Source organism: Variovorax sp. LjRoot175 (assembly GCF_964253805.1).
Lineage (GTDB): Bacteria > Pseudomonadota > Gammaproteobacteria > Burkholderiales > Burkholderiaceae_C > Variovorax.
Genome location: NZ_CAXURY020000002.1, coordinates 1,177,953 through 1,199,830 on the forward strand (window position 1 = coordinate 1,177,953; position 21,878 = coordinate 1,199,830).

Sequence of the window (21,878 nt, forward strand, 5' to 3'; positions counted from 1 at the left end):
AGAAAAGGCGCTCAGGCCAACCTGTCCTTGAGCGTGTAGTAGAGGCCGATCGCCGGCAGGAACCACGGCGGGCCGAAGTGGCCGGGAATGGCGGGCCAGTCGCGGCCCTGCCAGGGGTTGGCGAGCGCGTCGCCGCCCATCACGGCGGCCATGCGCTCGCCCATGTGGACCGACATCTGCGTGCCGTGGCCGCTGTAGCCCATCGCGTAGTAGAGGCCGTTGCGCTCGCCGGCGTGGGGCAGGCGGTCCTGCGTCATGTCGACCAGGCCGCCCCAGCAGTAGTCGAGCCGAACGCTGCCGAGCTGCGGAAAGGTTTCGGCCAGCCCGGCACGCAGGATCTCGCCGCTCGCGGCATCCGTCTGCGGGCTGGAGACCGCGAAGCGCGCGCGCCCGCCGAACACCAGCCGGTGGTCGGCGGTGAGCCGGAAGTAGTGGTGGATGTTCGCCACCGTGACGTAGGTGCGCCGCTTGGCGAGCAGGGCCTGCGCGCGCTCGGCGCCGAGCGGCTCGGTGACCACGATGAAACTGCCGATCGGCACGATGCGGCGGCGCAGCCAGCCGAAGCTGCCATAGCCGCCGTGGCGCGTGGCGCCCGTGGCCAGCAGCACCTGCTGTGCGCTGACGGTGCCGCGCTCGGTGTGCAGCCGGTGCGCATGGCCTTGGCCCAGGCGCTCGAGGCGGCGCACGCTGGTGCCGGTGTGGATCTGCGCGCCGCTGCGCTCGGCCGCCGCGGCCAGGCCCTGGGCGAAGCGGCCCATGTGCATCTGGCCGCTGCGCTTGTAGAGCAGGCCGCCGTGGAAGCGCTCGCTCTGCACCTCGGCGTGCACGCGCGCCGCATCGAGGATCTCGACATCGGTGTCGACGCGGTCGGCGACCAGGCGCTCGGCGCTGCGTTGGAGCGCTGCCATCTGGCCGGGCCGCGTCGCAAGCTTGAGCTTGCCGTGGCGCAGGAAGTCGCAATCGATGTCTTCGTCGCGCACCAGCCGCGCCACCGTGTCCACCGCATCGTCGTAGGCGCGGTACCAGGCGCGGGCCCGCTCGACGCCGACCTTGGCAGCGACTTCGGCGTAGTCCACGGCCAGCCCGTTGTTGACATGCCCGCCATTGCGGCCCGAGGCTTCGGCCGCCACGCGCTCGCCGGCCTCCAGCACCGCCACGGTGGCGCCGCGCTTCGCGAGCGCCAGCGCCGCCGACAGGCCGGTGAAGCCGCCGCCGACGATCGCGACATCCACCTGCGCCGGCAGCTCGCACGAGCGCGGCACGAAGGCGGGCGCCGAATCGGTCCAGTAGGAGTCGAGCTTCATGGCGTGGTGCACTTGCAGAATTTCAGAGGCCGACGACGCCCGGCAGGCCGCCGATGTCCTTGATCTCGACGTAGCGGTAAGCCGGATTGCCCGGGCCGTGGCCGCGGTTGACGAACACCTTGTTGACGATGCCGAGGTCGTCCGCCGACATCAGGTCGTAGCGCAGGCTGGAGGACACGTGCAGCACGTCTTCGGGGTTGCAGCCCAGCGAGTCGAGCATGTACTCGAAGGCCTTGAGGCGCGGCTTGTAGGCCTGGGCCTGCTGCGCGGTGTAGACGCGATGGAAGGGCGCGCCGAGCATGGCCACGTTCTTCTGGATCTGGCTGTCCGAGGCGTTCGACAGGATCACCAGCGGGATCTCCTTGGCGATCTTGGCGAGGCCGGCGGGCACATCCTCATGAGGAGTCCAGGTCGGCACCGCGTCGTAGTACTTCTGCGCTTCGTGGTCGAAGTACTGGATCTTCCACTTCTTGCAAAGCCGGCGCACCGCGTTCTTCAGCACCACCTCGTAGGGCTGCCAGTCGCCGAGCACCTCGTCGAAGCGGTAGGCGGTGAAGTCGGCGATGAACTGCTCCATCTGCTCGGCCGGAATGCGGTCAGCAAAGATGTCGCGCGTAAGTTCGCCCATGCGAAAGCGCGTGAGGGTGCCGTAGCAGTCGAAGGTGATGTACTTGGGACGGATGCTCATGGTCTCTATTCCTTAAATGACAGATGTAAATGCGACAAGCTCATGACGAAGCGATTGCAGCACGCAGCGGCGTCGAGGTTGTAGGGAAATGGGGGCGCCCGGCGCACGAAAGCTGCGGTTTGGAGGGGGTGCGGCGGCATGCCATGCGGTCTGCCCCTTGCGTGTGCAGCCGCGCACCTCGGTGCGTTGCTGCGCAGGCGATGGGCACGCTCTTGAAGCGGGAGCGGCTGCGCCATGCTCAGGCCATGATCCACACCTTGCGCACAGTCTCCAGGGTGCGCCAGGTGCCGGTGTAGCCGGGCTTCATGATGAAGCAGTCCCCGGCCTTGTAGGTCACTGGGGGCTGTCCGTCCTCGGTGAGCTCGACCACGCCGGACAGGATCAGGCAGAACTCCCAGGTCTCGCCCTTGATGGAGCGGTTGACGCCGGGTGTCGACTCCCACACGCCAGCACGCACCTTGTCGTCCTTGGCGCTGTCGACGTCCCAGTTGCGGCACACGATGTCGCCTTCGATGACGCGTTCGGCCGGCGGCCGGTATTCGCGAGGTTCTCCGAGCTGGTCGAAGTTGAAGTTGATGAGCAGATTTTTTGACATGAAGAGTGGACTCTCAGGAGGGTGGAACACGACCCTGATGCTATGTTTGGGTGTCCCCGCGTGGGTGCCGAAGCCGATGCCGAAAACGGTGACAAATGCGCGATTGGCTGCCGGCAAAGCGCAATCTGCTTTGCGCGGGCAATGCGTGAGACTGCCGCGATCAGTTGGAGAAGTCGTTGCCTGCCGCCAATGCCGGGCCGATCTTGGTGACGGCCTGCGTGATCGGGAAGTTCCAGGGTGCGACGGTCGCAACGACCGTAGGGCTCACCGCCGAGTATTTAGGCGCGTGCACGAGGCGCTCTCGTCGCCCGATACGAAGTCTGGAATGCGACTTGCGCGTTGCTCACCGCGCGGTCGACGATGACTGCAGCAGCGATCGGCCCTCGGCGTAGACCATCCCATCGGACGGGCAACGAACCTCCAGCACCTCACCCTCGCCATCGCCATCGCCATCGACCAGCACACCCCCGATGAAGTGTCCGTTCGGAAAGGAGGTCCTGTTGGGATCGAAATCAAGCATGTTCAAGTCCGGGTCGAAGCTTTGCATGGCGATCGATCCTAGGGAGATTGACTCAGCATTTGTATGCGTAAGCAGGCCCTCCGCCGCAGCGAATTGCAAAACAGGCGCGCTTTGCAGGCGAAGCTTGCGAGTTGCGAAAGAGCGCGAATTCGGTCTGGCGAAAGGCGCGGATGTCGTCCAAGATGAGCTGCCCTATTGCTCGCACGAAGACCTGCCGATGCCCGCCCAGACACTGAACGCACCCGCTCTCGACGGCGTGGTGCTGAGACCGATGACCGCTGCCGACCTGCCGGTCGCGCACGCGTTGACTGCCGAGCTGCGCTGGCCGCACCGCCCCTCGGATTGGGCGCAGGTCTTCGCCCATGCCGCGGGCATCGTTGCCGAGCGCGACGGGGAACTGGTCGGCACCGCCCTACGCTGGCGCTGGGGCGAGCGTCACGCCACCATCGGCCTCGTGATCGTGTCGCCGGCCTGCCAGGGGCGCCGCCTCGGCCACCGGCTGATGAGCGCGCTGCTCGAAGAGCTCGAGGATTGCACGGTGCTGCTGCATGCCACCGCCGAAGGCCGAGGTCTTTACGAGCGCCTGGGCTTTGTGCGCACTGGCGAGCTGCGGCAGCACCAGGGCGTGGCCCACCCGGCGCCGCTGGTCGCGCTGCCCACGGGCTGGCGCCTGCGGCCCGCCGGCCAGAGCGAGGCGGCATCGCTGCAGGCGCTCGACGCGGCGGCGCGCGGCATGCCGCGCGATGCGCTGATCGCGGACCTGCTCGCCGCGTCCGATGCCTGCGTGGTGCTCGACCATGACAACGCGCCGCGCGGCTTTGCGATGCTGCGGCGCTTCGGGCGCGGGCACGCGATCGGTCCGGTGGTGGCGCCCGATGCCGAAGGCGCGAAGGCGCTGATCGCGCACCTCGCCGGGATGAACGCTGGAAACTTCACGCGCATCGACATCGACTTCGCCAGTGGCCTGGCCGAATGGCTGGAGAGCATCGGCCTGCTGCGCGTGGATGCGCCGACGACGATGGTGCGCGGCGCGCCGCTCGCCAAGGCGCCGGATGGTCCCGCGCTGTTCGCGATCGTCACGCAGGCCGTGGGCTGAGTTCGATGGGCACGGCCACCTTTCTCTACAAGTCCGATCCGGTGCGCGGCCGCCAGTGGGCCGAGGTGTTCGGGCGCCGCGCGCCCGGGATCGACTTCCGCATCTGGCCCGACATCGGCGACCCGGCGCAAGTGCGTTTCCTAGCGGCCTGGGAGCCGCCGCCGAATCTGGCCGAGCGCTTCCCTAACCTGGAGGTGCTGTTCTCTTCCGGCGCCGGTGTCGACCAGTTCGACTTCGCGGCGCTGCCGCCGGACTTGCCGGTGGTGCGCATGGTGGAGCCCGGCATCGTGCAGGGCATGGTCGAGTATGTGACGTATGCGGTGCTCGGCCTGCATCGCGACATGCCGCGGTACCGGCGCCAGCAGCAGGAGGGCCAGTGGCGCCCGCTGCCCGTGCGGCCCGCGGGCGAGCGGCGCGTGGGCGTGCTCGGTCTCGGCTCGCTCGGCCAGGCGGTGCTGGCGCAGCTCGTCGGCCTGGGCTTCGATTGCGCGGGCTGGAGCCGTTCGCGGCATGCGCTCGAGGGCGTGGAATGCCATGCCGGCGCCGATGAGCTGCCGGCCTTTCTCGCGCGCACCGACATCCTCGTGTGCCTGCTGCCGTTGACCGAGTCGACGCGCGGCTTTCTCGACGCGCGCCTGTTCTCGATGCTGCCCGAAGGCACGGGCCTGGTGCATGTCGGCCGCGGGCCGCAACTCGTTGATGCCGACCTGCTGGCCGCGCTGGCCAGCGGCCGGATCGGCGATGCCGTGCTCGACGTGACCGAGCCCGAGCCGCTGCCGCCGGAGCATGCTTTCTGGCGCCATCCGAACATCCAGCTCACACCGCACATCGCGAGCGTGACCCAGCCCTTGAGCGCGGCCGAGGTGGTGCTGGACAACCTGCGCCGCTTCGAGGACGGCGAACCGATGCTCGGCCTGGTCGATCGCGCGCGGGGGTACTGAGGAGATGCAGGAAGCTCAACGCGGCAACGAGCAGCGCTGGGAGCAGGTGCGCGCGTGCTATCCGGCGCAGGAACCGCTGCTCAACCTGAACAACGCGGCCGTCAGCCCGCCACCACGAGCCGTCGAGCAGGCGGCGATCGAGGCCCTTCGCCTGGTCAGCCGCAACCCGGACGTCAACATGTGGACCCGGCTCGATGCGAATCTGCCTTCGATCAAGGACGCGCTGGCTGCCTTGGTCGATTGCGATCCGGCCGAGATCGCGCTCAACCGGAACTCGACGGAGGGACTCAGCACGGTCATCTTTGGCGTGACCCTGCAAGCTGGCGACGAAGTGGTGGTCTCCGAGTGGGACTACCCGAGTGCCCTCGGCGGCTGGCGGCAGCGCGCCGCACGGGAAGGTATCCGGGTCGTGACCGCGCGCTTCGATCCGCTCGCCGATGACGACGCCATCGTGAGCGCCTACTCGAATGCGTTGACGCCGCGAACGCGCGTGATGCAGCTGACGCACATGCTGCATTGGACGGGGCGTGTGCTGCCCGCCGAGCGCCTGTGTGGGCTGGCGCGCGAAAGTGGCGTGGTGTCCTTGGTCGACGGTGCGCAGACCTTCGCGCAAATGCCCGTCAGCTTCCGAACGCTCGGCTGCGACTTCTTCGTCACCAGCCTCCACAAGTGGCTGGGTGCTCCCGTTGGCAACGGCATGCTGATCGCGCGCCGCGACCGCATTGCGTCCACTTGGCCTTTGATGGCGCCGTTCGAAGACGCGCCGGATCGCATCGACAAATTCGACCACTGGAACCTGGGGACCTACAACTCCGCCCTGCAGGCGGGCATCGCCCCCGCCATCGAGATGCATCGCGAAACAGGTGTCCATGCCATGCACGCTCGCTTGCGCGAGTTGACCCGCTATTGGGTCGGACTGGCCAGCGGCATTCGAGGGTTCAGGCTGCACACGCCGGTCGACGACGAGCGGCTCGCAGCGGTCAGCCTGTTCTCGATTGCCGGCGTCGACATGAGGCATGTCGAGCGGGAGCTGCGCGAAAGGCACCAGGTGCACGTGAAGTACCGCCGCATAGGGCCGATCGAGGGCTTGCGAGTCTCGCCGCATGTCTACACCCGGAAATCCGAGCTGCAGCGCTTCGTGGAGGCGCTGGACCGCGTGCTCGGCTAGCACGGCATCAGACGCAGGCGCTTTCTCGCCGCAGAGGAATCCGGGTCCCAACAGTATGATTCCGGCCCCAAGCCCCTGCCATGCTTCTGCGCCACCTACTGATCCGACTGCTGTTGCTGGCCGTGTTCTTCAACACGGTCATCGGCATGCCTGCGCACGAAGCAGAGCATCTGCAGCAGACCGCGGCTGCGGTGACGACACTGTCGGCCCAGCTGGCGGACGAAGACGCCGATGCCTCGGAGCATGGCAACGAGGCTCATGGCGTGTGCGCGTGGTGCCTCGCCTATGCGCATCTGGGCATCGCATCCACATCATTGCCGGCCGTGCATGCATTGACCGCGCAAGCCGGCCTTCCGCGGCCGCATGCACCGGGGACATTCGTCCCCAGCCCCGGCCGTTGGCCCTTCGCCTCGCGCGACCCGCCTCACGCCGTCTCCTGAAGTCCGCCGTTGTGGCGGTGCCTTCGCTCGCTCCGCAGTCCCGTCGCCCGGCGTGAAGTCACGCGCCACGGGCGGCGCGTGTCCGGCCCTTGCCGGGCTCGCCGCTGCGCCCCCCCTTTTTGCCTTGCCGAGTCTCCTCATGATTTCCATTCAACGCCCTGGGGCGAGTGCGCCCTTTCCTCTCGCCCTCGCGGTCGCAGCATTGTTCACCCACCCTGCGATCGCCCAGTCTTCCGGAGCCGGCCCTGAGGCCGCCCAGCTGTCCACGGTCGAAGTGGTCGGCCGCACCGAGTCAGGCGCCTACCACGCCGACGAAGCGGCCGGCGCCAAGACCGACTTGCCGCTACGCGAGCTGCCCCAGTCGGTACGCATCGTCACGCGCCAGGCCATCGACGATCTCGGCGCGACCAAGCTCGACGACGTGCTCGACTACGTCGGCGGCGTCTCGCGCCAGAACAATTTCGGCGGCCTCTGGGACAACATCGCCATCCGCGGCCTGCCGGGCAACGAGAACACCGGCATGGCGACGCTGCTGAACGGCTTCTCCTCGAACCGCGGCTTCAACGCCCCGCGCGATCTGGCAGGCGTCGAACGCATCGAGTTCCTCAAAGGGACGGCGGCCGCTCTCTACGGCAGCAGCGAGCCTGGCGGAACGCTCAACATCGTGTCCAAGCGGCCGCTCTGGAAGGCGGCCCATTCCGTTGAAGGCTATCTCGGCAGCTACGGCCTCAAGCGCGGCGCGTTCGACAGCACCGGCCCGATCGGCGAGAACTTCGCCTACCGGCTCAACGTCGCAGTGGAAGACCGCGACAGCTTCCGCGACCACGTGAGCGCCGAGCGAGGCGTGATCGCGCCGGCTTTCACGTGGAAGCTCGGCCGCGACACTGTGCTGGAGTATTCGGGGGAGTTCCTGCGGCACGCCACGCCGCTGGACCGCGGCGTGGTCGCGGTCGACAACCGCCTGGGCGCCATTCCGCGCAGCCGCTTCCTGGGCGAGCCCGCCGACGGCAACGTGACGGTGGAGAGCCAGACCCATCAGCTCATCCTGTCGCACGAATGGAATGCCACTTGGCGCAGCCGGCTGGGCCTGTCCTACCGCGAGACCTCGGTGAACGGCTTCTCGACCGAGGCGACGGCCCTGCGCGCCGACAACGCGACGCTCACGCGCCAGCGGCGCTTCCGCGACTTCGACTCGGACGACATCGCCTTGCAGGCCGAGCTGCAGGGCAACGTGAAGACCGGCGCCATCGAGCACGAGCTGCTGTTCGGCCTGGAGAGCTTCCGCTTCAGCATGGACTCGCTCATGCTGCGGGCCAATCCGACGACGGCTCGGCCCTATGCAATCAACATCTACAACCCGGTCTATGGCCAAGCCCAACCGGTGCCGGGGCGCAACACCGACACGCTGGAACACCAGCGCAACACCGCGCTCTACGTGCAGGACGCGATCAAGCTCGCGCCCGAATGGCGCCTGGTCGCCGGCGCGCGCGTGGACAACTACCGCCAGTCGCTCGAGAACCGCATCACCGGCACCACCGCCCGCCAGGATCCGTCGTCGACCTCGCCGCGCATCGGCTTCGCCTGGCTGCCGGCGCCGCAATGGACCGTCTACGCGAACGCCGGCCGCTCGTTCCGCCCCAACGTGGGTTCCGACTTCGCGGCCCAGGGCTTCGAGCCGGAAACCGGCCGCGCTCTCGAGCTCGGCACCAAGTGGGAAAGCGCAGACCGGCGCATGGGCGCGACCGCCGCGCTGTTCGACATCCGCAAGCGCAATGTATTGACCGCCGACCCGGCCAACACCGGCTATTCGGTCGCCGCCGGCGAGATCCGCAGCCGCGGCCTCGAATTCGACTTCGCCGGCCAGCTGACGACGAACTGGCGCCTCAATGCCAGCCTGGTGCTCAACGACGTGGAGATCGCGAAGGACAACACGCTGGAAGTCGGCGGCCGCCTGCTCAACGTCCCCCGTGTCAACGGCAGCGTGCTCGCGGTCTACGAGAACGCGTTCGCCAACGGGCAGCGCTATGGCATCGGCGGCGGCGTCACGCACGTGGGCAAGCGGCTGGGCCAGGCCCGCACGCAGGCCGAAGCCGATGCCGCGACGCCCGCCTTCGATCTGCCGAGCTACACCACCGCCAAGCTGGTCGCCTACTGGCGCATCAACCCCAGCCTGCGCGCGACGCTGGACGTCGACAACCTGTTCGACACCACCTACTACAGCAGCTCTTACAGCCGCCTCTGGGTGACGCCGGGCACGGCGCGCACCATCACCATCGGCTTGCAAGCCAAGTTCTGAACGCGAGCGAATGCAGACCATGCCCTTGACCGACCTTCCACCGCCGCGCGCTGTGACCGCGCCCCATCCTGCCCTCGAAGCCGCCGGTGTGGTCGCCGGCTACGGTGCCCACACCATCCTGCACGGGTTGGACCTCAGGGTCGAAGCCGGTGAAATCTATGCGCTGCTGGGTGCCAACGGCGCCGGCAAGACCACCACGCTGAGCCTGTTCCTGGGCTTCGTGGAGCCCGGGCGCGGTCGCGTGCGCGTGAACGGCACCGACCCTGTGGCCGACCCGACGGCGGCGCGGCGCCAGCTCGCATACATCCCCGAGAACGTGGCGCTCTACGAGCATCTGAGTGCGCGCGAGAACGTGGCCTACCTGCTCGACCTCGCGGGACAGCGCGCCAGTGTGCAGGCGATCGACGAGGCCCTCGCATGCGCCGGCCTGGAAGCTGCGGCGCACGGGCGGCGCGTATCGGGGTTTTCCAAAGGCATGCGCCAGAAGGTGTCGATCGCGCTGGCGCTGGCGCGCAAGGTGCCGGCGCTGCTGCTCGACGAGCCCACCTCCGGCCTCGACCCGCAGGCCACGGCCGAATTCAACCGCCTGCTGGGGCTGCTGCGTGCACAGGGGGTGGCCATCCTCATGGTCACGCACGACCTGCTCAGTGCCGCCGACGCGGCGGATCGCATCGGCTTCATCGACGGTGGACGGCTGGTCGAAGAAGTCGCAGCGTCGGGCCCGGAGCGTTTCGATGTGCGCGCACTGCACCGGCGCTACGCCGGCCAGGAGGCGCAGCAATGAGCGCCGTGCTGCGCATCGCGCGCGAGGAGTGGCGCCTGCTGCGGCGCGACCGCGTTGCCGTGCTCGGGTTGACCTTGCTGCTGCTGCTGACGGCCGTGGCCGCATTCACTGCTTGGGAACAGCGCCGCACCACGGACGCCGAGCGCGCGCGTCACCAGACGCAGGTGGACCACGAGTTCGAGGCCCAGCCCGACCGGCACCCGCACCGCATGGTGCACTACGGGCACTTCGTGTTCCGGCCGCTGAATCCGCTGGCGGCTTTCGATTCCGGGGTGGATGCCTACACGGGCCACACGCTCTTCCTCGAGGGACATCGGCAGAACAGCGCCAACTTCGGCGATGTGCGGCAATCTTCGCTGCTGCTGCGCTTCGGCCAGCTCACGCCGGCCTTCGTGCTGCAGGTGCTGGCACCGCTGCTGCTCATCTTCGTGGGCCATGCGGTCCTGGCGCGCGAGCGCGAGTCGGGCACGCTGCGCATCCTGCTGGCCCAGGGCATTCGAGCGCGAGAAATCGTGGCGGGCAAGCTGCTGGCCCTGAGCGGCGTGGCCGCGCTGGTGCTGTTGCCGGCGCTGCTGGTGCTGACCTGGATCGGCGCGGCGACATCGGCCCCAGGGAGCTTGGTCGTCGCGTTGGCGGTGGGCTACGGGCTGTGGCTGCTGATCTGGGCCGTCAGCATCGTCGGCCTCTCAGCATGGTTCGCGCGCGGGCGCGACGCTCTTGTGGCATTGCTGGCGGTCTGGGCGGTCAGCGTCGTGCTCGTGCCGCGCCTGGCGCCCGAACTCGCGGCCTTGGCCCTGGCGCTGCCCATGCGCTTCGAGACCGACATCGCGGTGGCGCGCGACCTGGCGGCACTGGGCGACAGCCACGACCCCGACGACCCCTACTTCGCCGGCTTCAGGAAGCAGGTGCTCGCGCAGTACGGCGTCTCGAAAGTGGAAGACCTTCCCGTCAACTACAAAGGCCTGCTGGGCATGGAGGGCGAGCGGCTGACCAGCGCGCTCTTCGAGCGCTATGCCAACGCCAGCTTCGAGCGCCAAAACGCACAGTTGCGCCGGGTCGACCGCTTTGCGGTGCTGAGCCCGGTGATCGCGTTGCGCCGCCTCTCGATGGCGGCCGCAGGCACCGACCTGCAGAACTACCGTCGCTTCGTCGAGCAGGCCGAGCACCATCGCTATCGGCTGGTGCAGGAACTCAACCGGCTGCAGGCCGAGAAGCTCAGCTTCGCTGGCGACCGGTCCAGCCGCGACAGTCGCATCAGCCACGCACACTGGCACGATTTCGCCGACTTTCGCTACGAAGCCGCACCGCCCATCGACGCGCTGCGCCGTGCGGCGCCAGCCGCAGGTGTGCTGCTGCTCTGGCTGGCGATGCTCGCGGGTCTGTTGGGACTGGCAGCGCAACGCCTGGGAAGGATCACGCGATGAGCTGGCTCGCCCATGAATGGCGCCTCCTGGCGCGCTCGAGACTCGCTGTGACTGCGCTGGCATTGCTGCTGGTTCTGTCGGCCGTGGCCGTCATTTGCGGCGCCCGCGAAGTCGCGCGCCAGCAGCAGACGATTGCGCGTCTGGCCGAGCTACAGCAACATGATCTGGCTGCGCATGCGCGCAAGTACACCCACGGCGGCGATCCCGGCTCCGCCGCCTATTACAGCTTCCATGGCACCTGGGATGCACCGTCTGCCACGGCCTTCCTTGCGCTCGGGCTGCGCGATGCCGCACCCTATGTGCTGCGCGTGCGCGCACTGGCGCTACAGGCTCAACTGCACGAAGGAGAGAGTTTCAATCCCGAGCTGGCACTGGCCGGACGCTTCGACTTCGGTTTCGTGCTGGTGTACCTGGCGCCTCTGTTCGTGATCGCCTTGTTGTACGACCTCGTTTCGGGCGAACGCCGGTCGGGCCGGCTGGGTACGCTACTGGCGATGTCCGGCGCCGGTCGGCGCCTGTGGCTGCGCCGTGCAGGGCTGCGCGTGGCGCTGGTATTCGCTTGCCTCGTGCTGCCGGTGCTGGGCGCAGGGCTGAGCAGCGGCACCGCAACGACAGCCCTGGCCACGGCACTCCTGGTCACGGCGGCCTACCTGGCGTTCTGGGGCGGCTTGGCGCTGATCGTGGCGACACGAAGCGGAAGCTCTGCCGCCAACGCAACGGCGCTCATGGGCTGCTGGGCGGTGTTGACCCTGGTCCTGCCCACCATCGCCAACGCCGCGCTTGCGCGCGCCGTCCCGGTGCACCAGGGCGTGGAGCTGATGCTGGCGCAGCGCCAGGCCGTGCATGGCGCGTGGGACCTGCCACCAGAGGCCACGATGGAGAAATTCTTCCGCACGCATCCCGAATGGAAGCACACCGCGCCGCTGCCTTCGGGCTTTCACTGGAAGTGGTACTACGCCTTTCAGCAGCTCGGCGACGAGAGCGTGGCGCCGCAGGTGGCGGCTTATCGCGAAGCCTTGCTCGCGCGCCAGGAGTGGACCGCACGCCTGGGTTGGCTGCTGCCGGGCGTCGGTGTGCAGGCCGCGCTGCATCGCCAGGCCGATACCGATCTGCAGGCGCAGCTCGCGTATCAGGATCGCATCGCAGATTTCCACGCGCGGTTGCGGACCTACTACTACCCGTTCTTGTTCGACGACGTGCGCTTCGGTCTCCGCGACTTCGCCGCCCAGCCGCGCTTCGGCCCGTCGGCCAGGTCCGCGGAGACACCTGCGGGTCAATTGCCGGGACTCGTGCTGATGGGCATATGGGCCTTGGTGCTGGGCGTGGCCGCCACCGGTCGAGTGCGACCGATGTGAACGCCCGTGACGTATGCGCGACGGCACGATCTGCTGTAGCGACTCGCACAACCGCAGCCTGCTTTGCGCAAGGCCCTCAATGCAGCACCCGCGCGAGGGGCACGCGGCCTAAGCTTTTGGACATCCAAAGGCCCGACCTCAGCCCCACCATGACACACCCCACCGCATTACCCCACCAAGCCGCGCTCGACGCCATCGACCGCGCGCACCTGATCCATCCCGTCTCGCCCTGGCGCGTGCACGAGCAGCGCGGGCCCACCGTGCTCGCCTCGGGCCGCGGCGCGTGGCTCACCGATGCCAGCGGCCACGAACTGCTCGACGCCTTCGCAGGCCTCTGGTGCGTGAACGTGGGCTACGGACAGGAGAGCGTGGTGCAGGCTGCGGCCGAGCAGATGCGCCGCCTTCCCTATGCGACCGGCTACTTCCACTTCAGCAGCGAGCCGGCCATTCGCCTGGCAGAGAAGCTGGTGCAGATCACGCCCGCATCGCTGACCCGCGTGTACCTGACGCTCGGCGGCTCCGAGGCGATCGATGCCGCGGTGCGCTTCATCGTGCAGTACCACAACGCGATCGGCAAGCCGTCGAAGAAGCAGTTCATCGCGCTGGAGCGCGGCTACCACGGCTCCTCGTCCACCGGCGCCGGCCTGACCGCACTGCCGGCTTTCCACCGCGGCTTCGACCTTCCGCTGCCCACGCAGCACTACATCCCGTCGCCCTACGCGTATCGCCATGCGGACGGCGCCGACCCGCAGGCGCTGATCGCAGCATCGGTTGCCGCATTGCGCGCCAAGGTGGCCGAGCTGGGCGCGGACAACGTAGCCGCCTTCTTCTGCGAGCCGATCCAGGGCTCGGGCGGCGTCATCGTGCCGCCCAAGGGCTGGCTGAAGGCGATGCGCGAGGCCACGCGCGAGCTCGGCATTCTCTTCGTCGTCGACGAGGTCATCACCGGCTTCGGCCGCACCGGCCCCATGTTCGCGTGCGAGGCCGAGGGCGTGGAGCCCGACCTGATGACCATGGCCAAGGGCCTGACCGCCGGCTACGCGCCGATGGGCGCGACGATGATGTCGGAGCAGGTCTATGCGGGCATTGCCGACGGCGTGCCGGCGGGCGCGTCGGTCGGCCACGGCGCCACGTACTCCGCGCACCCGGTCAGCGCCGCGGTCGCGCTGGAGGTGTTGCGCCTGTACGAGGAAGGCGGCGTGCTCGCCAACGGCCAGCGCGGCGCGGCCCATTTCGGGGCCGGGCTCGACGCGCTCTGCGCGCACCCGCTGGTGGGCGATGCGCGCCACCGCGGTCTGCTGGGTGCGTTGGAGCTGGTGAGCGACAAGGCGAGCAAGCGCGGCTTCGATGCATCGCTCGGCCTCGCCGACCGCATCTTCGCCATCGGCTACAGGAACGGCCTGGTGTTCCGCTCCTTCGGCGACCACATCCTCGGTTTTGCGCCTGCACTCACCTTCACCGAAGACGAGTTCGCCCAGATGTTCACGCGCTTGAAGAAGACGCTGGACGAGGTGCTGGCCGCGCCCGACGTTCGCGCCGCATTGGCCGCCTGAGCGAAAGCCCGCGCGCCGCCCCGCAACCCATCGAGACAGACGCAGAATCGGGCTCTCTTCGTTTTTCGGCACCGCCATGTCAGAAGCTTTCAAGATCGACCGACTCGATCTGCGCATCCTGGCGCAGCTGCAAAAGAACGGGCGCATGACCAACGTGGACCTGGCCGATGCAGTGGGCCTGTCGTCCAGCCCCTGCCTGATGCGCGTGAAGCGGCTGGAGCAGGCAGGCTACATCGCCGGCTACGGCGCGCACCTGCGGCTGGAAAAGCTCGGCGACACGCTCACCGTGTTCACCGAGGTCACGCTGCAGGACCACCACCGCGAGGACTTCGCACCTTTCGAGGCCGCGATCCGCGAGGTCGACGAGGTGCTCGAGTGCCACCTGGTGAGCGGCGGCTACGACTACCTGCTGCGCTTCCTGACGCGAGGCGTGAACCACTACCAGGAAGTGATCGAGGAACTGCTCGAACGCAACATCGGCATCGCGAAGTACTTCAGCTACATCGTGATCAAGTCGCCCTTCATCAAGACGCATTGTCCGATCGAACGGCTGTTTCCCCACCCGCGCTGAGAGGCGCGCCTTCGTTCCGTCCATACCCGCCACTGCGCTGACGGGCGACTGGCGCAGCCGCGGTTGACGGGCGACTACCACACGTACTTGTTCAAAGAAATGCGCTTCGGTCCCGGCGACTTCGCCAGCCGAACGCTTCAGCCGGTCCACCCGGTCGGCGGAGACACCTGCGGGTCAAGCGCTGGGACTGGTGCTGATTGCGTACTGGCTTGGTGCTGGGCGCGGGCGCAACCGGTCGAGTGCGTCCGATGTGAACGCCTCTGACGTATGCACGACGGCAGCATCTGCTTTGGCGAGTCGCACAACCGCAGTCTGCGTTGTGCAAGACCCTCATTGAAGCACCGGCGCGAGGGGTGTGCAGCCTAAACTTTTGGACATCCAAAGGCCCGACCTCAGCCCCATCATGACGCACCCCACCGCATTAACAAGCCTCCGTGGCCACGCCTTTACGGATGGCAATGAACAACCCTCACGTCTTTTCCAGAAGGCCGACTCCATGAACTCCTCCATCATCGAGCACCTCAGGAGCGCTGGCCGCCTGGATCGCATGTTCATTGACGGCGAGTGGGTCGTGCCTCAGGGGCAAGCTCGAGCCTCTGTCATCGATCCGTCGACGGAGGAGCCTGTCGCAGAGATCGCGCTGGGCAGTGCAAGAGATGTCGCTGCGGCCGTGGCTGCGGCGCGGGGCGCCTTCGCGACCTGGTCCGTGAGTTCCGCCCAGAGCAGGGCCTTGCTTCTCGATCGCGTCCACTCCCTGATCCTCGAGCGCGCAGAAATGTTCGCTCAGGCGATCTCGTTGGAGATGGGCTCTGCCATCGGCGTTGCGCGCAGCACGCAGGTGCCGTCTGCGGCGCAGCACATCCGCGTGGCCCGGGACAATCTGGCCAGCTATCCGTTCCTCACCCATCGCGGAGACATGGCCATCATGCGCGAGGCCATCGGCGTGTGCGGCCTGATCACACCCTGGAACTGGCCGCTCTACCAGATCACCGCCAAGGTCGGACCCGCCCTGGCAGCGGGATGTACGGTCGTTTTGAAGCCCAGCGAGCTGTCGCCCCTGAGCGCCTTGCTCTTTGCCGAGGTGATTCACGACGCTGGCATCCCGCCGGGTGTGTTCAACCTGGTGAACGGCAATGGGCCGGAGGTCGGCGCGGCCTTGGCCACGCATCCCGACGTGGACATGATCTCGATCACCGGTTCGACGAGGGCCGGCGTGCTGGTTGCCCAAGCGGCCGCCGCCACGGTGAAGCGCGTGGCCCAGGAACTCGGCGGGAAATCGCCCAACGTGATCCTGCCGGATGCGGACCTGGCGCGTGCTGTGCCAGCAGGCGTGGCGGCCGCCTTCCGCAACGTCGGCCAATCCTGCAGCGCTCCGACGCGCATGATCGTGCCCCGCGAGCGCCTCCAGGAGGTTGAGCGGCTCGCGCTCGAAGCGGCAGCCAGCCTCGTCGTGGGCGATCCGCGTTCGAATCAGACCACGCACGGCCCGGTGGCGAATCGCGCGCAGTTCAATCGGGTGCAGGAAATGATCGGCATCGGAATCGCCGAAGGCGCGCGGCTCGTTTGTGGCGGCCTCGGGCGGCCAGAGGCTTTGAGCCGCGGCTTCTACTGCCGTCCGACCATCTTCACCGCGGTGCAGCCTCGGATGCAAATCGCGCAGGAGGAAATCTTCGGGCCCGTGCTCGCGTTGATCCCCTACGACAGCGTGGACGAGGCCGTGGAGATCGCCAATGGCACTGTCTACGGCCTGGGCGCCCATGTGCAAGGGAAGGATCTCGGCGCCGCGCGCGCCGTCGCGGCGCGCATCCGGTCCGGGCAGGTGCACATCAACTATCCGGCCTGGAACCCCCATGCCCCCTTCGGCGGCTACAAGCGCTCGGGAAATGGCCGCGAATACGGCATAGAAGGTTTCGAGGAGTACCTGGAAACCAAGGCCGTTCTTGGCTTCCAGGATGCCTCGGCACCCAGTGCCATTTGACAGACTTTCAGTGAAAACATCGCGCATCGCGCAGGAGCAATCATGACCGTGGCCTTAGTGCTGCATCGCGCCGACGGCGCACCCGTTTCAACCTCCTTCCGCAGGACGGCGTTCGGCAAGGACGACCCCTTTCCGCGGCATCGGGAGATCGCGTGGGAAGGACCGGGTTCGATGAGCGCAGGCCGAATCAGCTTCATCGGTGAGCTCGAAGTCCCGAGCTTTCCCCACACCGAGACCATCGTCGTCATGGCCGGAGAGCTCAGCCTGACGGCGGCCGGCGCGACACCGCTCGTGCTCCGCCCCGGTGAAGGGGCCGTCATCGCCCGCGGCACGGCAGTTCGCATACTGGCCCGATCGCGCACGCTGTTCGTGTTCTGCGCCGCAGCGGCAGAGGGGCCGAACAACCCCGGCATCACGCCGCTGCGCGCCGGCAGCGTGCGGTTCGCAGCCCCTGATGGAAGCGTCCTGTCGGTGGGAACGGGCGATGCGCTGTTCGTACCCCAGGGCGCACCGATCGGGTGGGAAAGCAGTGATCGCGTGGCGAAGTTCTACGTGGTCCAAAGCGTCCAGGCTTGAATCGACGAGCGAGATTCATCATGTCCCCTCCGCTGCACCATATCAACACTTCCCCCAAGCTGCCGGCCTCCGCTGACGTCGTCGTGATCGGCGGCGGCATCATCGGTGTCTTTACCGCCTACTACCTGGCCAAGCGCGGCGTTTCAGTCGCCTTGGTCGAAAAGGGCAGGATCGGCGCCGAGCAGTCGAGCCGCAACTGGGGCTGGTGCCGGCAGCAGAACCGCGACGCGCGCGAACTGCCCATGGCGAGCAAGAGCCTCGATCTCTGGGAACGATTTGCCGCCGAAAGCGGTGAAGACACGGGTTTTCATCGCTGCGGGCTCTTGTATCTCAGCAACGACGAGGCCGAGCTGTCCCGTTGGTCCAGCTGGCGTGATTTTGCGAAGACCGCCGGCGTGACGACCTACATGCTCAACAGCCGGCAGGCCGCGCAGCGCGGGCAAGCGACTGGCCGCGCCTGGAAAGGCGGCGTCTTCTCGCCCACCGATGGCACCGCCGATCCTGCCAAGGCTGCGCCGGCCGTGGCAGCCGCGCTCATCAAGCTCGGAGGCAGCGTTCATCAGAATTGCGCGGCCCGCGGCATCGAGACGGAAGGCGGACGGGTCAGCGGCGTCATCACGGAAGCCGGGGTCATCAAGACCAGGACCGCCGTGCTCGCCGGTGGCGCCTGGGCCTCCTCGTTCTGCCGGCAGCTCGGCATCCGTTTTCCCCAGGCCTCGATCCGCCAATCCATCCTGAGCGTGTCCCCTGTGGAGCATCGCTTGCCACCTGCCGTGGTGAGCGCGAACGTGTCCGCCACGCGCCGCAACGACGGACGCTACGCACTGGCCATCAGCGGCCGCGCGCGCGTGGATCCGACAGGGCAGTTCTTACGCTTCGCTCCGCAATTCGTGCCCATGTTCGCCAAGCGCTGGCGCAACCTTCGTCCGGGCGGCCTGGAAGGCATACGTGGTGGCCATGAAACGCTCGCGCGCTGGCGGCTCGATGCGCCCACGCCCATGGAGCGGGTGCGCATCCTCGATCCGAAGCCCGATTTACGCACGATCAGGGAGACCCACCGCCGCGCCGTCGAACTCCTGCCACAACTGCGCGAAGCAAAGATCACGCACGCCTGGGCTGGCTATATCGATAGCACGCCGGATGGTGTTCCCGGCATCGGCGAAGTGCCGTCCATCCCGGGCTTCATCCTGGCTGCGGGCTTTTCGGGACACGGCTTTGGCATTGGCCCCGGTGCCGGCCACCTCATCGCGGACCTTGCCAGCGGTGCCGAACCGATCGTGGATCCCATACCGTACCGGCCCGAGCGGTTCAGCGGCTCAGCATGGGGCAAGGTCGCTGATTTCTAGGCCGCGCACAGCATCGCGGTAACGGGCACCAAAGGCATGCATGTCTTCGAGCGATGTGATCGTGATTGGCGGCGGCTTGGTCGGCACGGCAGTGGCCTACGGGCTGGGCCAGCTCGGCAAGAACATCACGGTCCTGGATGAAGGCGACGATGTGTTTCGCGCTTCCCGCGGAAACTTCGGCTTGATCTGGGTTCACGGCAAGGGCCGCGGCGTTCCCGACTATGCCCGCTGGACCAGGGAGTCCGCGCGGCTGTGGCCCGCGCTCGCCGCGCAACTTCACGGCGAAACCGGCATCGATGTCCAGGCCAGGCAGAACGGCGCCTTCAACCTGTGCTTTTCCGAGGCCGAACTCGCGGCGCGCAGCGAGCGGCTTGCCGCCGTGCGCGATGAAGTAGGCGGCGAATATCCCTACGAGATCCTGGACCGCGCGGCCCTGCTGCAGCGATTGCCCCACGTCGGACCGAAGGTGGTCGGCGCCAGCTACTCGCCGATGGACGGCCATGTCAATCCGCTCAAGCTGCTGCGCGCCCTGCACACCGCGTGCATCCAGCGGGGCGTGATGCTGAAGACAGGCCATGGGGTGGAGCGCATCACGCACGCAGACGGCCTGTTCACGGCGCACATCCGGGGGCAGCAGTTTCGCGCGCCCAAGCTCGTACTGGCCGCGGGACTCGGCAACGCGCGCCTGGCCGGTCAAGTCGGCCTCCACGCGCCGGTGCGGCCGAATCGCGGGCAATTGATCGTCACCGAGCGCACCGAAAAGCTCTTCGACTATCCCACGGGGCATATCCGGCAGACCGACGAGGGCGGCATCCAGATCGGGGAGTCCATGGAAGACGCGGGCTTCGACGACAGCACAACGACCAGCACCTTGGCCGAGCTCGCGCGCCGCGCCGTCGCCAGTTTTCCCATGCTCGGCCAGCTCAATGTGGTCCGGGTATGGGGCGCGTTGCGGGTGATGACGCCCGACGGCTATCCGATCTACCAGGAATCGAAATCCTGCCCAGGCGCCTACGTCGTCACTTGCCACAGCGGCGTGACCCTGGCCGCGGCCCACGCCTTTCGCATCGCCCCGTGGATCGACGGCGCAGCCGCGCCCGAGGAGCTGGACGCCTTTCGAGGCGATCGCTTTCCCGCCGCAGACCATCCGACACAGGCCTTGGATCACCACCATGCCCACTGAACCGCTCTTTCACCCAATCTCGGCGGCCACCGAGCCCTCCATCGATGTCGAGTTCGACGGTCGCCGCCTTGCGGTGCTGGGCCAGCGCTCGGTGGCTGCCCCTTGCTGGCGGCCGGTGTGTCGCGCTTTCGCTCCACGCCCGTGTCGGGTGCGCCACGTGCTCCCTACTGCATGATGGGCGTTTGTTTCGAATGCCTGCTGGAAATCGATGGCGTGGCCAATCGCCAGGCGTGCCTCGTGCCGGTTCAGCCCGGCATGAAGATCCGCTCGCAGGAAGGCGCCCGCCATGCAGCTTGACGCGGTAGACGTGGCGGTGATCGGCGCGGGCCCGGCGGGTCTCGCAGCGGCTGCCAGCGTGGCCGAACTGGGGCTGTCGGTCGCATTGCTCGACGAGCAGTCGCATCCCGGCGGACAGATCTACCGCGACGTCACTCGCGTTCAGGCCGATCGGCTGCAGGTGCTCGGGAACGACTACGCCGCAGGCCGAGCGCTGGTGGAGCGCTTCACGCAATCGACGGCGCGGCACGTGGGCGGCGCGTCCATCTGGAACATCACCCGTGATCGCGTCATTCACTACTTGAAGGATGGGCGATCCCAATCCATGACAGCCGGCCAGGTCATCCTGTGCACCGGTGCGATGGAGCGGCCATTTCCGATTCCGGGCTGGACGCTGCCCGGCGTGATGACGGCCGGGGCGGCGCAAATCCTTCTCAAGAGCGCCGGCGTGGCGCCATCGCAGCCGGTCGTGCTTGCGGGCTGCGGACCGTTGCTGTACCTGCTGGCCTGGCAGTACTTGCGGGCCGGTGTGCGCATCGGCGCGATCGTCGACACGACGCAGCGCGGCGACTACCTGCGGGCCCTGCGCCATCTCGGCGGCGCCATCGCGGGATGGCGCGACGTGAGGAAAGGGCTGGGCCTGATCCGTAGCATCCGCGACGCGGGCATCCCCTACCACCGCGCCGCCACCGATCTCGCCGTGGAAGGGAGCGCACGGGCAGAGGCCCTGCGCTTTCGTATCGGAACCACGTCGCACCGCGTGCAGACCGACCTGGTCCTGCTGCACCAGGGCGTGGTGCCGAACAACCAGATCACGGCGTCGCTGCGCCTGGCGCACCGTTGGGACGACCAGCAGCTGAGCTGGGTGCCGGCGGCCGACGCCTGGGGCCGCCTCGAGCTGGCCGGCTTCCTGATCGCCGGCGACGGGCGGGGCATCGCCGGCGGGGTGGCAGCGGCCTTGCAAGGGCAGCTCGCCGGCGTGGCCGCGGCGCACGACGCCGGGCGCGTGTCCGACCTCGAACGCGACCGCCAGGCCGAGCCGCTGCGCTCGGCGCTTCGTCGCCAGCTGCACATCCGGCCTTTCCTCGATACGCTTTACCGTCCCAAGATGCAGCATCGCGTGCCGGCCGACGACGTGATCGCCTGCCGCTGCGAGGAAGTCTCGGCCGGCGAACTGCGCCGATCGGTTGCCCTCGGCTGCCAGGGGCCAAGCCAGGCCAAAGCCTTCACGCGCTGCGGCATGGGCCCCTGCCAGGGCCGCCTTTGCGGCCTGACGGTCACAGAGGTCATCGCGCATGAGCGCGGCGTCTCTCCGGCCGAGGTCGGCCACCATCGAATCCGCGCTCCCATCAAGCCGATCACGCTCGAAGAGCTGGCCGCACTTTGATTCTATTTTTTTCAACGCCTTGAGATCGCACCAATGACTGACATCACCCGCATCGAACCCACCCATCGCCTCAGCCGCCTGGTCGTGCACAACGGCGTCGCCTATATGACGGGCGTCACCGCGCAGGATGGCACGTTGGACATCCAGGGCCAGACCCGCCAGGTGCTCGAGAAGATCGACGGCCACCTCGCCAAGGCCGGAACCGACAAGACGCGCATGCTGTCGGTGCAGATCTGGTTGAAGGACATCGAGCGCGATTTCGCGGGCATGAACGAGGTGTGGGACGCATGGGTGCCCAAAGGCGCCGGCCCGGCACGCGCCACCGGCGAGTCCAAGCTGGGACACCCCGACTTGCTGGTGGAGATTCTGGTCACCGCCGCTGTCTGAGCCGTTGACC

The 21,878-nt window shown here is 67.8% G+C and carries 21 protein-coding genes and 1 pseudogene; 17 read left to right on the top strand and 5 right to left on the bottom strand.

Going from position 1 to position 21,878, the window contains the following annotated elements; translation table 11 throughout:
• Positions 1–11 precede the first annotated feature (11 nt).
• The 5 genes from ACSQ89_RS35995 to ACSQ89_RS36015 all read right to left on the bottom strand — a co-directional run bounded on the left by ACSQ89_RS35995 (position 12) and on the right by ACSQ89_RS36015 (position 3,134).
• Complete coding sequence (locus ACSQ89_RS35995) at positions 12–1,304, bottom strand: NAD(P)/FAD-dependent oxidoreductase (RefSeq protein ID WP_436295092.1); 1,293 nt, start codon at positions 1,302–1,304, stop codon at positions 12–14.
• 22 nt (positions 1,305–1,326) lie between these two features.
• On the bottom strand, positions 1,327–1,992 hold the full coding sequence (locus ACSQ89_RS36000; RefSeq protein WP_436295093.1) for a haloacid dehalogenase type II: 666 nt from the start codon (positions 1,990–1,992) through the stop codon (positions 1,327–1,329).
• A 238-nt stretch (positions 1,993–2,230) separates the two neighbouring features.
• Complete coding sequence (locus ACSQ89_RS36005) at positions 2,231–2,587, bottom strand: cupin domain-containing protein (RefSeq protein WP_436295094.1); 357 nt, start codon at positions 2,585–2,587, stop codon at positions 2,231–2,233.
• Positions 2,588–2,747: 160 nt separating this feature from the next.
• A complete protein-coding gene (locus ACSQ89_RS36010) occupies positions 2,748–2,879 on the bottom strand; it encodes an aldehyde dehydrogenase family protein (protein ID WP_436295095.1) in 132 nt (43 codons plus the stop codon).
• A gap of 51 nt (positions 2,880–2,930) precedes the next feature.
• Positions 2,931–3,134: a hypothetical protein gene (locus tag ACSQ89_RS36015; protein WP_436295096.1), complete on the bottom strand. Its 204-nt coding sequence runs from the start codon at positions 3,132–3,134 to the stop codon at positions 2,931–2,933.
• A 190-nt stretch (positions 3,135–3,324) separates the two neighbouring features.
• Between ACSQ89_RS36015 and ACSQ89_RS36020 the strand changes: the two genes are divergently transcribed.
• From ACSQ89_RS36020 to ACSQ89_RS36100, 17 genes and pseudogenes are all read left to right on the top strand, one after another.
• On the top strand, positions 3,325–4,203 hold the full coding sequence (locus ACSQ89_RS36020) for a GNAT family N-acetyltransferase (protein WP_436295097.1): 879 nt from the start codon (positions 3,325–3,327) through the stop codon (positions 4,201–4,203).
• Between the two features lie 5 nt (positions 4,204–4,208).
• Positions 4,209–5,144, top strand: a complete 936-nt coding sequence (locus ACSQ89_RS36025; RefSeq protein WP_436295098.1) for a 2-hydroxyacid dehydrogenase — start codon at positions 4,209–4,211, stop codon at positions 5,142–5,144.
• 4 nt (positions 5,145–5,148) lie between these two features.
• Positions 5,149–6,312 (top strand): aminotransferase class V-fold PLP-dependent enzyme, encoded by a 1,164-nt coding sequence (locus ACSQ89_RS36030; protein ID WP_436295099.1) that lies wholly within the window; start codon positions 5,149–5,151, stop codon positions 6,310–6,312.
• Positions 6,313–6,392: 80 nt separating this feature from the next.
• Complete coding sequence (locus ACSQ89_RS36035) at positions 6,393–6,752, top strand: DUF2946 family protein (RefSeq protein ID WP_436295100.1); 360 nt, start codon at positions 6,393–6,395, stop codon at positions 6,750–6,752.
• A gap of 139 nt (positions 6,753–6,891) precedes the next feature.
• Positions 6,892–9,048 (top strand): TonB-dependent siderophore receptor, encoded by a 2,157-nt coding sequence (locus ACSQ89_RS36040; protein ID WP_436295101.1) that lies wholly within the window; start codon positions 6,892–6,894, stop codon positions 9,046–9,048.
• 19 nt (positions 9,049–9,067) lie between these two features.
• Positions 9,068–9,832 carry an ABC transporter ATP-binding protein gene (locus ACSQ89_RS36045; protein WP_436295102.1) on the top strand — a complete coding sequence of 255 codons (765 nt, stop codon included), beginning with the start codon at positions 9,068–9,070 and terminating at the stop codon, positions 9,830–9,832.
• Positions 9,829–11,256 carry an ABC transporter permease gene (locus tag ACSQ89_RS36050; protein WP_436295103.1) on the top strand — a complete coding sequence of 476 codons (1,428 nt, stop codon included), beginning with the start codon at positions 9,829–9,831 and terminating at the stop codon, positions 11,254–11,256. Before ACSQ89_RS36045 ends, ACSQ89_RS36050 begins: the two co-directional genes overlap by 4 nt.
• On the top strand, positions 11,253–12,611 hold the full coding sequence (locus tag ACSQ89_RS36055) for a DUF3526 domain-containing protein (protein ID WP_436295104.1): 1,359 nt from the start codon (positions 11,253–11,255) through the stop codon (positions 12,609–12,611). Before ACSQ89_RS36050 ends, ACSQ89_RS36055 begins: the two co-directional genes overlap by 4 nt.
• 149 nt (positions 12,612–12,760) lie before the next feature.
• Positions 12,761–14,164 (top strand): aspartate aminotransferase family protein, encoded by a 1,404-nt coding sequence (locus tag ACSQ89_RS36060; RefSeq protein WP_436295105.1) that lies wholly within the window; start codon positions 12,761–12,763, stop codon positions 14,162–14,164.
• Positions 14,165–14,240: 76 nt separating this feature from the next.
• Positions 14,241–14,735 carry an Lrp/AsnC family transcriptional regulator gene (locus ACSQ89_RS36065; RefSeq protein WP_436295106.1) on the top strand — a complete coding sequence of 165 codons (495 nt, stop codon included), beginning with the start codon at positions 14,241–14,243 and terminating at the stop codon, positions 14,733–14,735.
• A 496-nt stretch (positions 14,736–15,231) separates the two neighbouring features.
• Positions 15,232–16,713, top strand: a complete 1,482-nt coding sequence (locus ACSQ89_RS36070; RefSeq protein WP_436297278.1) for an aldehyde dehydrogenase family protein — start codon at positions 15,232–15,234, stop codon at positions 16,711–16,713.
• A 42-nt stretch (positions 16,714–16,755) separates the two neighbouring features.
• Positions 16,756–17,289 carry a cupin domain-containing protein gene (locus tag ACSQ89_RS36075; RefSeq protein ID WP_436296956.1) on the top strand — a complete coding sequence of 178 codons (534 nt, stop codon included), beginning with the start codon at positions 16,756–16,758 and terminating at the stop codon, positions 17,287–17,289.
• Between the two features lie 20 nt (positions 17,290–17,309).
• Positions 17,310–18,635 carry an NAD(P)/FAD-dependent oxidoreductase gene (locus tag ACSQ89_RS36080; protein ID WP_436295108.1) on the top strand — a complete coding sequence of 442 codons (1,326 nt, stop codon included), beginning with the start codon at positions 17,310–17,312 and terminating at the stop codon, positions 18,633–18,635.
• Positions 18,636–18,675: 40 nt separating this feature from the next.
• The gene (locus ACSQ89_RS36085) at positions 18,676–19,818 is read left to right on the top strand and encodes an NAD(P)/FAD-dependent oxidoreductase (protein ID WP_436295109.1); all 1,143 of its coding nucleotides are present in this window, start codon (positions 18,676–18,678) and stop codon (positions 19,816–19,818) included.
• Positions 19,808–20,115 (top strand): annotated as a pseudogene (locus ACSQ89_RS36090) ((2Fe-2S)-binding protein). The gene ACSQ89_RS36085 and the pseudogene ACSQ89_RS36090 overlap by 11 nt, the downstream one beginning before the upstream one ends.
• Complete coding sequence (locus tag ACSQ89_RS36095; protein ID WP_436295110.1) at positions 20,105–21,481, top strand: NAD(P)/FAD-dependent oxidoreductase; 1,377 nt, start codon at positions 20,105–20,107, stop codon at positions 21,479–21,481. The pseudogene ACSQ89_RS36090 and the gene ACSQ89_RS36095 overlap by 11 nt, the downstream one beginning before the upstream one ends.
• A gap of 33 nt (positions 21,482–21,514) precedes the next feature.
• Entirely contained in the window at positions 21,515–21,868 is a 354-nt protein-coding gene (locus ACSQ89_RS36100) for a RidA family protein (protein ID WP_436295111.1), read from the top strand.
• Positions 21,869–21,878: the final 10 nt, after the last annotated feature.

Bases quoted from the DNA above. Each gene is read 5' to 3' on its own strand.
- ACSQ89_RS36065 (WP_436295106.1), top strand. From the start codon at position 14,241: ATGTCAGAAGCTTTCAAGATCGACCGACTCGATCTGCGCATCCTGGCG.
- ACSQ89_RS36050 (WP_436295103.1), top strand. From the start codon at position 9,829: ATGAGCGCCGTGCTGCGCATCGCGCGCGAGGAGTGGCGCCTGCTGCGG.
- ACSQ89_RS36000 (WP_436295093.1), bottom strand. From the start codon at position 1,992: ATGAGCATCCGTCCCAAGTACATCACCTTCGACTGCTACGGCACCCTC.
- ACSQ89_RS36075 (WP_436296956.1), top strand. From the start codon at position 16,756: ATGACCGTGGCCTTAGTGCTGCATCGCGCCGACGGCGCACCCGTTTCA.
- ACSQ89_RS36100 (WP_436295111.1), top strand. From the start codon at position 21,515: ATGACTGACATCACCCGCATCGAACCCACCCATCGCCTCAGCCGCCTG.
- ACSQ89_RS36015 (WP_436295096.1), bottom strand. From the start codon at position 3,134: ATGCAAAGCTTCGACCCGGACTTGAACATGCTTGATTTCGATCCCAAC.
- ACSQ89_RS36070 (WP_436297278.1), top strand. From the start codon at position 15,232: ATGAACTCCTCCATCATCGAGCACCTCAGGAGCGCTGGCCGCCTGGAT.
- ACSQ89_RS36035 (WP_436295100.1), top strand. From the start codon at position 6,393: ATGCTTCTGCGCCACCTACTGATCCGACTGCTGTTGCTGGCCGTGTTC.
- ACSQ89_RS36095 (WP_436295110.1), top strand. From the start codon at position 20,105: ATGCAGCTTGACGCGGTAGACGTGGCGGTGATCGGCGCGGGCCCGGCG.
- ACSQ89_RS36025 (WP_436295098.1), top strand. From the start codon at position 4,209: ATGGGCACGGCCACCTTTCTCTACAAGTCCGATCCGGTGCGCGGCCGC.
- ACSQ89_RS36045 (WP_436295102.1), top strand. From the start codon at position 9,068: ATGCCCTTGACCGACCTTCCACCGCCGCGCGCTGTGACCGCGCCCCAT.
- ACSQ89_RS36055 (WP_436295104.1), top strand. From the start codon at position 11,253: ATGAGCTGGCTCGCCCATGAATGGCGCCTCCTGGCGCGCTCGAGACTC.
- ACSQ89_RS36020 (WP_436295097.1), top strand. From the start codon at position 3,325: ATGCCCGCCCAGACACTGAACGCACCCGCTCTCGACGGCGTGGTGCTG.
- ACSQ89_RS36080 (WP_436295108.1), top strand. From the start codon at position 17,310: ATGTCCCCTCCGCTGCACCATATCAACACTTCCCCCAAGCTGCCGGCC.
- ACSQ89_RS36060 (WP_436295105.1), top strand. From the start codon at position 12,761: ATGACACACCCCACCGCATTACCCCACCAAGCCGCGCTCGACGCCATC.
- ACSQ89_RS36085 (WP_436295109.1), top strand. From the start codon at position 18,676: ATGTCTTCGAGCGATGTGATCGTGATTGGCGGCGGCTTGGTCGGCACG.
- ACSQ89_RS36040 (WP_436295101.1), top strand. From the start codon at position 6,892: ATGATTTCCATTCAACGCCCTGGGGCGAGTGCGCCCTTTCCTCTCGCC.
- ACSQ89_RS36030 (WP_436295099.1), top strand. From the start codon at position 5,149: ATGCAGGAAGCTCAACGCGGCAACGAGCAGCGCTGGGAGCAGGTGCGC.
- ACSQ89_RS36005 (WP_436295094.1), bottom strand. From the start codon at position 2,587: ATGTCAAAAAATCTGCTCATCAACTTCAACTTCGACCAGCTCGGAGAA.
- ACSQ89_RS35995 (WP_436295092.1), bottom strand. From the start codon at position 1,304: ATGAAGCTCGACTCCTACTGGACCGATTCGGCGCCCGCCTTCGTGCCG.